Raw genomic sequence first — 12,489 nt, 5'->3', positions numbered from 1 at the left:
AATTATTCCAATTCAGCAAGCTTGCGCTCGCTATCCAAATGAAAAGCGTTATCCAGCACAATGTGATGGTGGATCGTCAATCCGGCAAGTACCGGGCGGAAATCCGCCACTTCCGGACCAAGCTCTACGGGCACCCGCTGAAAATGATTGTCTCCAGTTGCAACAAAAACATAATCCTGGTTTAACTCACGCACCACGGCTGCTTCCGGCACCACCAGGGTTTTCTGCTGCGAGTCGGTAATGTGCATATTCGCCAGCATATCCGGTTTTAATTTGCGTTCCGGATTTTCCACCATGACACGGGTCATCACCGTGCGTGTTAACCGGTTCACCGTATCGGAGACAAAAATGATGATACCGTCAAAATCGGCATCGCCGATTGCCGGCACATTGATTTCCACATGCTGATTCAACCGTACATCGCGCGCGATCTGCTCCGGCACATCGCCGACTACCCACACATGAGAAAGATCTGCGATTTGAAAAAGCGCATCGGCGGGCTGCACCACTTGCCCGACGATCACGTTACGAGCGATCACATAACCTTCCCGTGTCGCTTTGATATCCAGCCAAGGCAGTACTTTTCCCTTTCGCCTCAGCTCTTTCAATTCCACATCCCCCATCCCGAATAACCGCAGTTGATCGGCTGCTGCAGCCAATTCTGCCTGCGCAATCTCGGCATCGGATTGACGTCTCTCCACTTCTGCCAACGGAATGGCGTCAGCTGCCAACAGATGGCTTGCCCGTTCCAAAGCTTTCGTAGTGACAACGACTCGAGATAAAGCACGTAAAAAAGCCAATTGAGAATTCGTCAAATCCGGACTGGTAATCCGCGCCAGCGGCTGACCAGGTTTGACATAGTCGCCTAAAATGACAAATAGTTCGATGATCCTTCCGGTAACATAAGAACCGATTTGCGCGGTTCTTTCTTCATCGACTTGAACCCGGCTGGGCACCAGTATTTTGTCGGTAAGATCGACCAGAGACGGGTTGCCGATTTTTAACCGGCTAAGCAATTCCGGCCGCACTTCAATCGTGTTAATGTCCCGCTCTTCATCAGATTGCCGGGAAACTTGTCCGTCGTCTTTTCCTCCGCAAGCGGATAGCCACAATGCCGCTAACAACGAGCCGACGATTATCGGGTTGATTTTCATTCTGGAACTAACTCCTTAGGATAATGGGCGCGCAGGCGATCGATTTCGGCTGCTGCTGCGTGAAGATCGAAACGGGCTTGCAAGGCATCGAACAGAATTCCCCGGAGGATCCGCTGCGAATCGAGGAACTCGATCAAACTGCGCTCGCCGAATTTATACGCTGCTTCGGCGACCCGAACCGCATTCTCCGCTTCCTTGATCAAACCGCCGTCAAACATCGCAACCCGTTGCATAGCAATTTGGTAAGCCTGCCAGGCTGCTTCGAATATTTGTCCGATTTCGTAACGGCGATATTCAAGCGATTCGCGGATTCGTGCGGAATCGTGAATTGCGGTATCGATTTCACCCTTACGGCGGTACCAGATCGGGATTCTGACGCTCAAACCGGCAGTGTTGGAGTGAAATTGCTGGTCCTGATAATTGGAATACATCACGTTCACCGACGGCAAAATCGAGGCTCGCTCCTGGCTGATACGTTGATTGGCGCGTTCTTGCTCGGCTTCCAAACGCACTACATCCGGATTGACTTTGACCACTTGCTGACGTAGATCGTCGAGCAATGGTAATTCAATCGGGTCTTTGAGCGAACCTTTCACTTGAAAATTGGCGGGTAAAACTCCGGCTGTAAGCTGCATCAAAAAAACCTTAGCTCGTTCTGCATTCAGCCGCGCCGCTTCCTTGCGATTGGCCGCACTCTGCAGCTCGGTATCGGCGCGAATCAGTTCAAAGCGGGCTACTTCGCCATGCTCCACATTGGCCGCAATACGCTGCCGGACAACGTTCAATAAGTCGTAGATCGATTGTTCCAGCTCGGCTTGATCTTGCCGCAATAACAACTCGTAAGCACGGACGCGCAGCAGCGCCGCCAGATCGGTGCTGACTTGACCTAGGCTGGCTCGACTGGCGTCGACGATGGCTTCCGAAGCGGCGATACGGGCGTTACGCATGTACGGATTTTCGATGGGCTGAATCACCGTGACCGATCGCTGATCATTGGAAGGTCCCGTCAATTCAACCGGCAGCCGTCGATCCATCGGTCCCATCATAAACATCACTTCAGGATTGAGATAAGCCGTAGCGGCGATAACGCCGCCTTTCGCCATACCCACTTGCGAGCGCGCCGCGAGGACTAAACCATTCGCTTGCAAACCCAATCGCTGTATCTCTTCGATGGTATAAAGCACAACCGGCCCTTGCGGTACACCTGCCGGCAACGGCACATCCGATTTAGGTAGCTCACTTCTGAACGGCGCCATGGATGGCGTTACTTCTCGAACGGACGGTGATGACGATTCAGGTTGTCTTAATGAATCCGCCCCTAAAGGAAGAGGAGCCATCGGTTGCGCTACAGTGATCTTTGATGCGATTATGACAATTAAGCCTAAAAACAGATGCTTAAATAAATAAGTTTGCATAACATCCTTTGAAAAAACTATGATGCTCTTCACATTCTCTTCACACAAAATAAGCTGATCATCATATATGAAATCAACAATTTCATAGTATTAATATCAGCTTAAATAGGGTCTTTTATCGTTGCTTAGAAACAACACATGAACTTCGGAAACAATGGCCCAGCAAAAATTGCACTGGATTTAAACAAACGAAACCTGAACGTTTGCTGAACAATGACACCAATCCGATATGAACCTCAGACTTAGCCGCAATCGCTTCTCAAAAAGATTATCATTAACAATCATGGTATTAATGATTACATGGCTAGTCATTGGCATTTCCTGGCGTTTGTATGAATTACGCGACAGCGATACGGAACGGGGAGCGATTACGAACGGAACGGACAAATTCGGCAATCATTTTTCTCGAACCGTTTATCTTGATCAAGGTTGGTCAGCAGCCGATAGCCTATGGTTCTATACCGTCACACAAGGCTCCAATTTATTGCCGTACAGCTTTTTCCTGGTATTAGAACAGCCCGGTTCGTCTGAGTTATTCCGTGACGATAGCAGCATGGATCGTTACGGTTATCTGCCGCAGCGGCCAACCGCCAGCAATCCGGATGGCCTTCCTGCCGGTATGGTGCGTGACGAATATCAAGGTAAAGCTTATATGGGATTCACTTGCGCGGCTTGCCACACCACTCAGATCAATTATCAAGGCACTGGCATTCGCATCGACGGTGGCCCTGCAAATTCCGATATGGAAACCTTCATGGTTGATCTGGCAACCGCCATGCAGGTTACATTGGAAAACCCTGAAAAACGTGACCGCTTCGTGGCTAATGTATTGAAACACGGCCATTACAACAACGCCAACGATATCCTGGCCGATCTCACGAAATACGCGCAGCGCATTAAAACATACACCATTGTCAACTCCCCGCGAGATAGCAAGCGTCCGCTGACGCGTTACGGCTACGCCCGGCTGGACGCGTTTGGCCGTATTTATAATCGTGTGTTGGAACATATTATGAGCGCGCAACAACTGCGCGAATTGCTGGCTGACATTCTGTCCGAGGATGAACTGACAACGGTTATGTCCAATGTTGAACCGGTTTTAAGCAGCCATGATCGCGATCACATCATTGAGAAAATTCAAGATTATCTGACCAGCAAGCAACTCATCCGGTTACGCAACAAAATCTATAACCCAGCCGATGCACCTGTCAGTTATCCGTTCCTTTGGGATATTCCGCAGCATGACTATATCCAATGGAATGGCCGGGTTGATAATAGCGGATTAGGACCTATGGCTCGCAACGCCGGACAAGTCATTGGCGTTTTCGCGACATTGGATTGGCAGGAAAAGGACGGCTTCACTTTATCTTCGGTATTAGGCGGACAAGGATTCGGTTCTAAACATATCGACTTCCAGTCCTCAATCGATATCCGCAATCTGCGCCGGGTGGAAAATCATTTGCGCAAATTAACTTCCCCGTCATGGCCTGAGCATATCCTGCCTGCAATTGATAAAGTACGTATGGCTCGAGGCGCGGAAATTTATTCGGAGTACTGCGCCGCCTGCCATAGCCTTATCAAGCGTAACGACCCGGAACGGCGGATTGTCGCTAGAATGATCTCGGTTCATTCGGTTGGAACAGATTCAAAAATGGCCACAAACGCCATAGGCTTCGTCGGCTATAGCGGCATCTTAAGAAATCAGTATGTCGGCGTCAGCACAGGAAATATCTTATTGCAGCAACAAGCGCCTGCTGTGGCATTGTTAACGGCGGCAACCCGCAACGTCGTGACCACTCCCGATAGCGATAAATGGATTATCCGCCGCTGGCTGGAGCGGTCTTTCGATTTTGCTTACACCTTTTTTGATAACGAAGTGCAATCATCGCTGAAGAATGGCTACTATACCCCCGACAGCACCGTTTCTCCTTTTGCATCGGCAATGGCCTATAAGGCCCGGCCTCTGAACGGTATCTGGGCTACCGCGCCTTATTTGCATAACGGTTCTATTCCAACGCTATATGATTTGTTATTGCCGAAAAGACGTCCCGGCGATCCTGCTGACGGTGAATATCGGCCGGACGAATTTACGGTCGGCTCGCGTGAATTCGATCCGGAAAAAGTTGGTTTTAAGACATCAGGATACCCGGGATTTTTATTCCGCACCCATATTTGGGGCAATTATAACGAGGGCCATGAGTATGCATCCGGACGGACACCGCTACCTGACGGTTCCATGCTTCCAGCTCTGAATAAAGAACAACGATTGGATTTGATTGAGTTTCTTAAATCGCTTTGATGAATTTACAGAAAATGACTTGATTTGCCTCAGCGGGGTAGATTTTTGAACAGCGATCGCGCTTTCCATTGATGCAGTAGCAACGCTAAGATCCAGTTTCCTAAAGACCATACGACTTCTGCTTGTTCGATTGTTTCTTCAACAGTGTCTTCGAGAGAAATACTTTTTCCAGCAGGAATAATTTTGAGCCGGTTATTAGCCGCAAAATCCATAATGAACTGATAATGCGTTTTGTTGATAATGCTTAACGAAGTTCGCACTCGAACAGCAATCTTGCCCTCGTAGATTACCGGTTGCGCATAATCGGAATACTCCCAGCGCCCCTTGTCGTTATAGCTTGCAAGCGCTCCGCAAAGCCTTTCCGACCAATCGCTGGGCCGGAATGTCCGCTCTTCGGAAGTGATTCCTAAAATCAGCCATTCTTCTGTCATTATTTTCATAGTCAATACACATAGCATCTAAGAAACTTGAAAGGAAACGGATTTACCTGAAATTTCCTTTTAAATACGCATATTTATTTCGGCAATATCGGTAAAATATTTATAGCGCTTAGTGAGCGAAACTAAACCTGGAATTAATCAAGAAAAATAAAATCTGATAACCACCTTGCTACAAAATTGAGCGGGCGCGTTCAAACCCGGCTGAGAAGAAATCTTGAAAAATAGCTAGAATGCCCAATAGACGTGTCAATTTTTTAATTTCATCGCATTCATCCATGAACGTGGTATCTCGAACTTTCAGTCATTTCAGATTCGTCATTACCCTAGCCTCCGTTACCTGGCTCAGTGCATGCGCGAATCTTCCTTATTATGCGCAAGCGGTCGACGGACATCTGGAAGTTCTGCGTCGAGCGCAACCAATCAGTACCGTTATCGAAAATCCGGATACCGATCAGAATTTAAAAAATTCGCTAACTAAAATCGTTCAATTGCGAAAATTTGCGAGCCGTGAATTGAAATTGCCCGATAACCGGAGTTACACAAGCTATGCAAATTTGGAACGTCCTTTTGTTGTCTGGAATGTTTTCGCGTCCCCTGAGTTGTCTCTTCAGCTCAAAGAATGGTGCTTTCTGAAAGTTGGCTGTGTTAATTACCGTGGCTTTTTTTCTCAAGCCAAGGCGGAACGCTACGCGGAAGAACTCAGGAATGAAGGCTATGATGTCCACGTCGGCGGAGTCCGCGCCTATTCCACGTTGGGCTGGTTCAGTGATCCGGTGCTCAATACTTTCATCAGCTATTCTGAAATAAATCTGGCACGGTTGATTTTTCATGAGCTGGCGCATCAAGTTGTTTATGTGCCTGGCGACACCGTCTTCAACGAATCTTTTGCAACGGCGGTCGAACAAGAAGGCATTAAACGCTGGTTCGCTCATAGCGGTAATGTTCTGCAACAATCCGCATTAAACGCCCGGCGAGAACGGGAAACAATTTTCACCGATCTGATTTTCAAACATCGCAAGCACCTACAAGATTTATTCCAATCGGATCTCAGCGAAGCAGAAAAGCGCGCCGGGAAAGCACGGATATTCGATGAATTGCGAACAGAATTCGCTGACTTGAAAACAAATGATCCGGAACTCAGTCTCTATGATTCATGGTTCTCCCAGCCTTTGAATAATGCATTACTGGCGACGGTTTCGATTTATTCTCAATTGGTGCCGGCATTTCAGGCAATTCTTGTACAAAGCGACCAGGACATGAATAAATTTTTTGATGCCGTCACAAAAATCAGTAAACTTCCCAAAGAAGAAAGAAATTCTGTCCTACAGAGAGCTACTGAAGACCACCGGCGATGGACGATGGTCGAACGTTAACCCCCGCTTCTGCCAATCGGGGACCGCATTTTGGCAGTTATCGCATAACTCATTGAAGGAACTTAATGTCTGAAACGACCGAGCATGCCCCCGCTCCACCTGGCCCGGTATCCTTTTGGGAAGCATTCCGATATTGGCTTAAGCTCGGTTTCATCAGCTTCGGCGGGCCAGCCGGCCAAATCAGCCTGATGCATCAAGAATTGGTCGAACGACGGCGTTGGATTTCTGAACAACGCTTTATGCATGCGTTGAATTATACGATGGTATTACCCGGCCCGGAGGCTCAGCAATTGGCGATTTACATCGGCTGGCTGATGCATGGCACTTGGGGCGGAATTGTTGCCGGCACGTTATTTGTATTACCGTCTCTGTTCATTTTAATGGCTCTGACATGGATATACTTAATTTACAGCGAGATTCCAGCGGTTGCCGGAATTTTGTACGGTATCAAACCCGCGGTAACCGCCATTATTATTTTCGCAGCTTATCGTATCGGTTCCAGAGCTTTAAGGAACAACCTATTGCGTATTATCGCAATATTAGCTTTTATCGCGATCTTTGTTTTTGATCTTCCCTTTCCTTACATCGTGTTGTCGGCTGGTTTGATTGGCTATACCGGCGCTCATTTTATGCCGGATAAATTTCAGGCCGGCAAGCACGCTATCGATTCAAGCCATCGCTACGGCCCCGCAGTAATCGATAACAATACACCGGTTCCCGAACACGCTCGCTTCAAATGGAGCCGTTTCATTGTCTTTGCGTTGACCGGACTCTCAAGCTGGTTCGCAGTAATGTCTCTGTTAGCCGTTCAATTTAACTGGGATGGCACCTTGACACAAATGGGTTGGTTTTTCACCAAAGCAGCCTTAATGACATTTGGCGGCGCTTATGCAGTCTTGCCATATGTTTATCAAGGAGGCGTCGAGCACTACGCTTGGTTGAGCGCAGCACAAATGATCGATGGATTGGCTTTGGGTGAAACAACGCCGGGACCGCTCATCATGATTGTTGCTTTTGTAGGATTCGTCGGCGGCTGGACAAAAGCGCTCTTTGGAGGGGATTTACTGTATCTGGCAGGTATTGCCGGTGCAATTACTGCAACATTTTTTACGTTTCTACCGTCTTTTCTTTTTATCTTGCTGGGCGCTCCCGCAGTCGAAGCTACCCGGCACGACATCAAATTCACAGCGCCGCTGACCGGCATCACCGCGGCCGTGGTCGGCGTTATTGTGAATCTGGCGGTTTTCTTTGCTTACCATGTTCTCTGGCCAAACGGTTTTGGAGGGTCATTTGAATGGTTTTCGGCCGTGATCGGTATCCTGACATTCTTCGCCTTATTCAAATTCAAAGTTGGAATTGTGACCGCCATCTGCGCCTGTGCAACTGTAGGATTTGGGTATTCCATTTTACTAACACATATCAGTTGAAACCGGATTGTAAAATCCATTTTCATCCGATATCGAGCAACCCGCACGGCTCACGACATTAAAGAAACTTAATTTTAATTCGTTAATTAGCGATACTTATGTTGCTATCAAAAGAAAATGGCTTTATCGATTAATACAAATTTGGGTGCGCTGAATACTTCACGGTATTTGTCGGCAACCACCACGGATCTTAGCCGCTCCTTAGAGCGGCTATCATCGGGTATACGTATTAATAGCGCTAGAGACGATGCGGCCGGTCTTGCGATTTCAGAGCGAATGACTGCTCAGATACGTGGCTTGACTCAAGCCACCAGAAATGCCAATGATGGAATTTCGATGCTGCAAACAGCTGATGGCGCATTGACTTCCATGACTTCCTCGTTACAACGTATCCGTGAATTATCCATCCAAGCTGCCAACTCAACCAATAGCCTTGCCGACAAGAAAGCGCTTCAAGAAGAAACCAATCAGCTGATCCAAGAATTAGAAAAGGTTTCGACGACCAGCATCTTTAACGGCGATAAAATTTTCGACTTCTCTGGAAGCAGTGTTCTCGGCGATTCCAATCAGCTAGCGGTAGTCTACGGACTGCAGTACGGTTGGCTCGAAGAAGCGGAAAATATGATACAGCAGTATTTTGGAATTTCTGCGGATGGCGCTGATATGAATATCGAACTGACGACTTTCACCGACGGCGCCGGTGGTACTGCGGCCCGGGTTGTCGGTTCAATACCCGGCACTTACACGGGTAAAGCAACGGATGTTAAGCTCCAAATTGATATGAGCGATTTTACACCGCCTAATTTGCCAAACGGTGGCACTGCGCCATTCTACAACGATCGTATTATTGCGCATGAAATGGTGCATGCCGTGATGTACCGCAGCATGAATATCGGTTCAATGTTCAATCCAGTAGTCGATCAAACCTGGTTTCTGGAAGGTGCCGCCGAATTTATTCATGGCGCCGATGAACGCTTGCAATCCTCGATTAGTAGTGTCGGTATCGGTGGTGTCATGGCTAGAGCCGCGACTTTTGGTTCAGCAGGCGCAGCGTGGGGAGGGTCATCGGATGATTATTCCGCCGCTTATTCAGCAGTCCGTTACTTGCACCAAGTCATCAAAGATAACGGCGGTTCCGGTATCAGCGATGTTATGGTTTATTTGAACCAGAATCAAAGCGCCACCTTAAACGATGCCATCAGTGCCGCTACCGGCGGTCTGTATGCAAACGCCGACGCTTTTAATGCAGACTTTGTTGCAAATGGCGCAGCCTATATTGCAAGTATGAACCTTACCGACAGCGATACTGGAGCAATTGGCGGTTCAAATGCCGATGGCGGCGCCGTTAAAACTGCGGAAAGCATTGTCGTTGATACCGGTTCACGTGGCGGAACCAATCCGACCAGCGGATTCAATGAAATCTGGGAAGACATCGAAACAGCAGCAGCCGGAAACAACAAGCGTTTGCAAGTCGGTGCAAATAAAGCCGACACCCTGGATATCAGCATGGGTGCAGTCAACACGGGGGCACTCAGCATTCAAGATCTGGATTTGATCAACAATGCCGGATTTACGACTTTTAAAGTCGATCTGGCGCTCAATCACATTAACGAAGAGCGGTCGAAAATCGGCGCACAATTAAACCGTTTGCAATCAGTCATTACCAATAATCAAACCAGCATAGAGTCCACGACTGCTAGCAAGTCACGAATACAAGATACCGACTATGCAGTTGAAACAACTTCGCTCACAAAAACACAAATCATGCAACAAGCTGCCACTGCGGTACTGGCGCAAGCAAATTCTTCGCCGCAAATGCTATTAGCGCTGCTTTCTTGATTCACCCGTTTTCGGCATCCCGCCCTCTGTATCCAGAAATTTTCTAACACTCAATCACTTAAGCATAAAGTAGATTACTTGTCATGTTTGAACTGATACACTGATTATTGTATTTCAGATAAATCATGCGCTGGGCTGTTGATCGCGTACAGTTTTTATCTCACTGATGGATAGGAGATTAATCATGACAAATATTAATTATAAAAGACGTCAATTCATACAATACGCAGCAACAAGCACACTTGCCGCAGCAATCCCGGGATCGAGTTTTGCAAGAACGCAAGGAAGCAACATGACACCCAATCCTTCGTTCAAAGCCGATGTAGAAATCGCACTGAATGCTCAAACTGCCGATGTTGCCATTTTACCCGGCCCGCTCACGCATGTTCTTAAATACACCGGCAAACTGCTCAAAGGGCCTGCATCAACGCTCAGAGAGTTGCCAGGCTATTTAGGTCCGATCATCAATTTTGAGCAAGGTCAGAAAGTCCGAATCTATTTTAGCAATCAATTGCCGGAACCATGCATTACGCACTGGCACGGCATGCATGTTCCTCAGCCGATGGATGGTCATCCGATGTATGCCATTCACCGGGACGAACAGTATCTTTATGAATTCGAGGTAACCAACCCTGCCGGAACCAATTGGTATCATTCGCATACCCACGAATTAACCGCACCGCAAGTTTATCAAGGCTTAGCGGGGCTTATCACGGTATCCGATGAAAATGAACGGAAATTAGGCCTGCCCAGCGGCGAATTCGATGTCCCGCTGATTATTCAGGATCGCAGCTTCTCCAGCAATAATCAACTTCGCTACATTCTCGGCATGCACCAAAGAATGCGGGGGTTTCATGGGGATGTCATTCTAGTGAACGGACAGAAAGACTATACCATTCCGGTGAAAACCAGAGCCTATCGCTTGCGCATTCTGAATGGATCAAATGCGCGGATTTATAAACTCGCATGGAGTGACGGCACCCCGATCACTGCAATCGGAACCGACGGCGGTTTACTGGAAAAGCCGCAAAACTTACCCTACGTGATGCTTGCCCCCGCTGAGCGCGTAGAATTATGGGTTGATTTTAGCGGCCGCAAACCAGGTTCTGACATCACATTGCAGAGCCTGGCTTTTGGCGATTCCAGTTCTCATATGGGAGGCGGCGGCATGCGAGGAGGGATGCGCCGTGGCATGGGAGGCGATGGAATGGGCATGATGGGCGCTCCCTTTGGTCAGGATGAAGCAATCACCATCGCAAAATTCCAGATCACCGAGCAGATCAGCGATTCGCCGAAGTTACCGGAAACATTAATCCCCATGCCTCGTTTCACGCTTCAGGATATCACTCACCCTGACAAAGTCGTTCCAATCGCCATCGGCATGCGGCACATGTCGTTCCAGCTAAACGGCAGAACATTCGATATGTACGACTACATGGAATCCGAGCAAATTCCGGTTAATTCCATTCAAAGAATTAAGATATTTCATGACAATCGGGGAATGGGCGGTGGCATGCGCCGCGGTGGAGGCATGGGGATGGGAATGATGATGTCGATGCCCCACCCCATCCATTTGCATGGCCAGCAGTTTCAGATCCTCTCGCGGACGCAAATAGATCAGAATAGCGGATACGAAACTGTGAAACACGGTTTTATCAACAGCGGTTGGAAAGATACCGTTTTGGTAATGCCGGGAGAAGAAATTGAGATTATCAAGCCATTCAATGATTTCAAAGGCTTTTTTCTTTACCATTGCCACAATCTCGAACACGAAGATATGGGTATGATGCGAAATTTCTATGTTAGCTGAAGTGTAAGAACTCTCAAAATTTCTCTTCAGCTTATCATATTGTGTCGCAATTGCCCGATACTGTTTTGGCCGGGCAAAAGCTCCACCAAATGCCGGTATCTGTATAAGATCCAATCCATATCCTCATTACCCTCCACCGAGTTGCGCTTTCCCGGTATTACAACCTGAGCTCCTTGCTTCGTTATCTGCTCGCGTATACACTCACTGTCATAGCCCTTGTCCGCAACAATCGCCTTCGCGTCAGGCGACCTGGCAATCAAATTAGGTGCTGCGGAGCAGTCATTGATTTCTCCGCCGGTGATTTCAAACTCAACTGGCAAGCCATGACCATCGACCGCAAAATGGATCTTTGTGGTATTGCCCGCATGGCTTTTCCCGATGGCTTGCGATTGTTGGCCTGCCGCTCCCGCACTATGCTGGTGTGCCTTGGCATAGCTGCCATCAATAAATTCCCACTTCCAATCCGGATCAATAGTCAACGCCTTGAAAATCCTTAACCATTTGCTGCTAAATGACCAAGCGTTGAATCTTTTATAGATGGAATTCCAGCAACCGAACGCCTCAAGCAGATCTCACCACGGGCAACCTACACGCATTCGATACAGCATGCCTTCTACTGTCATGCACAGATTGCGCTTGTTATAAATTGCTTCTTGAAGCAGAATCTTCTCCAGCTTCGACCAAAACTCATCATTGAGCATCAATCGGGGCATCACAAACTCGTTTTATTGG

8 protein-coding genes and 1 pseudogene are annotated in these 12,489 nt (G+C 48.0%); 5 read left to right on the top strand and 4 right to left on the bottom strand.

Annotated elements, in window-relative coordinates; genetic code table 11:
* Nucleotides 1–2 precede the first annotated feature (2 nt).
* Both RBH92_RS02095 and RBH92_RS02090 read right to left on the bottom strand, forming a co-directional pair.
* On the bottom strand, nucleotides 3–1,154 hold the full coding sequence (locus RBH92_RS02095; protein WP_307933055.1) for an efflux RND transporter periplasmic adaptor subunit: 1,152 nt from the start codon (nucleotides 1,152–1,154) through the stop codon (nucleotides 3–5).
* Complete coding sequence (locus tag RBH92_RS02090; RefSeq protein WP_307933054.1) at nucleotides 1,151–2,491, bottom strand: TolC family protein; 1,341 nt, start codon at nucleotides 2,489–2,491, stop codon at nucleotides 1,151–1,153. The genes RBH92_RS02095 and RBH92_RS02090 overlap by 4 nt, the downstream gene beginning before the upstream one ends.
* A 370-nt stretch (nucleotides 2,492–2,861) precedes the next feature.
* Between RBH92_RS02090 and RBH92_RS02085 the strand changes: the two genes are divergently transcribed.
* Complete coding sequence (locus tag RBH92_RS02085; protein WP_307933053.1) at nucleotides 2,862–4,868, top strand: di-heme-cytochrome C peroxidase; 2,007 nt, start codon at nucleotides 2,862–2,864, stop codon at nucleotides 4,866–4,868.
* 29 nt (nucleotides 4,869–4,897) lie between these two features.
* On the opposite strand, the gene RBH92_RS02080 is transcribed toward RBH92_RS02085, so the two are convergent.
* The gene (locus RBH92_RS02080) at nucleotides 4,898–5,308 is read right to left on the bottom strand and encodes a DUF3579 domain-containing protein (RefSeq protein WP_307933052.1); all 411 of its coding nucleotides are present in this window, start codon (nucleotides 5,306–5,308) and stop codon (nucleotides 4,898–4,900) included.
* Between the two features lie 275 nt (nucleotides 5,309–5,583).
* Here RBH92_RS02080 and RBH92_RS02075 point away from each other — a divergent pair, with 275 nt between their 5' ends.
* The 4 genes from RBH92_RS02075 (at nucleotide 5,584) to RBH92_RS02060 (ending at nucleotide 11,757) form a co-directional block, all read left to right on the top strand.
* Entirely contained in the window at nucleotides 5,584–6,681 is a 1,098-nt protein-coding gene (locus RBH92_RS02075; protein WP_307933051.1) for an aminopeptidase, read from the top strand.
* A 65-nt stretch (nucleotides 6,682–6,746) separates the two neighbouring features.
* Entirely contained in the window at nucleotides 6,747–8,108 is a 1,362-nt protein-coding gene (chrA, locus tag RBH92_RS02070; RefSeq protein WP_307933050.1) for a chromate efflux transporter, read from the top strand.
* A 117-nt stretch (nucleotides 8,109–8,225) separates the two neighbouring features.
* Nucleotides 8,226–9,947 carry a flagellinolysin gene (locus RBH92_RS02065; protein WP_307933049.1) on the top strand — a complete coding sequence of 574 codons (1,722 nt, stop codon included), beginning with the start codon at nucleotides 8,226–8,228 and terminating at the stop codon, nucleotides 9,945–9,947.
* Nucleotides 9,948–10,131: 184 nt separating this feature from the next.
* Nucleotides 10,132–11,757, top strand: a complete 1,626-nt coding sequence (locus tag RBH92_RS02060) for a multicopper oxidase family protein (RefSeq protein ID WP_307933048.1) — start codon at nucleotides 10,132–10,134, stop codon at nucleotides 11,755–11,757.
* On the opposite strand, the pseudogene RBH92_RS02055 reads toward RBH92_RS02060, so the two are convergent.
* Nucleotides 11,752–12,470: pseudogene (locus RBH92_RS02055) on the bottom strand (IS5 family transposase); the annotation flags it as partial. The gene RBH92_RS02060 and the pseudogene RBH92_RS02055 sit on opposite strands and share 6 nt — an antisense overlap.
* Between the last annotated feature and the right edge of the window lie 19 nt (nucleotides 12,471–12,489).

This window comes from Nitrosomonas sp. sh817, assembly GCF_030908545.1.
Taxonomy (GTDB): domain Bacteria; phylum Pseudomonadota; class Gammaproteobacteria; order Burkholderiales; family Nitrosomonadaceae; genus Nitrosomonas.
This window is presented reverse-complemented; position numbering and strand designations above follow the sequence as displayed.

Excerpts from the sequence above, each read along its gene's own strand:
- RBH92_RS02095 (WP_307933055.1), bottom strand. The coding sequence starts at position 1,154 with ATGAAAATCAACCCGATAATCGTCGGCTCGTTGTTAGCGGCATTGTGG.
- RBH92_RS02090 (WP_307933054.1), bottom strand. The coding sequence starts at position 2,491 with ATGGCTCCTCTTCCTTTAGGGGCGGATTCATTAAGACAACCTGAATCG.
- RBH92_RS02085 (WP_307933053.1), top strand. The coding sequence starts at position 2,862 with ATGATTACATGGCTAGTCATTGGCATTTCCTGGCGTTTGTATGAATTA.
- RBH92_RS02080 (WP_307933052.1), bottom strand. The coding sequence starts at position 5,308 with ATGAAAATAATGACAGAAGAATGGCTGATTTTAGGAATCACTTCCGAA.
- RBH92_RS02075 (WP_307933051.1), top strand. The coding sequence starts at position 5,584 with ATGAACGTGGTATCTCGAACTTTCAGTCATTTCAGATTCGTCATTACC.
- chrA (WP_307933050.1), top strand. The coding sequence starts at position 6,747 with ATGTCTGAAACGACCGAGCATGCCCCCGCTCCACCTGGCCCGGTATCC.
- RBH92_RS02065 (WP_307933049.1), top strand. The coding sequence starts at position 8,226 with ATGGCTTTATCGATTAATACAAATTTGGGTGCGCTGAATACTTCACGG.
- RBH92_RS02060 (WP_307933048.1), top strand. The coding sequence starts at position 10,132 with ATGACAAATATTAATTATAAAAGACGTCAATTCATACAATACGCAGCA.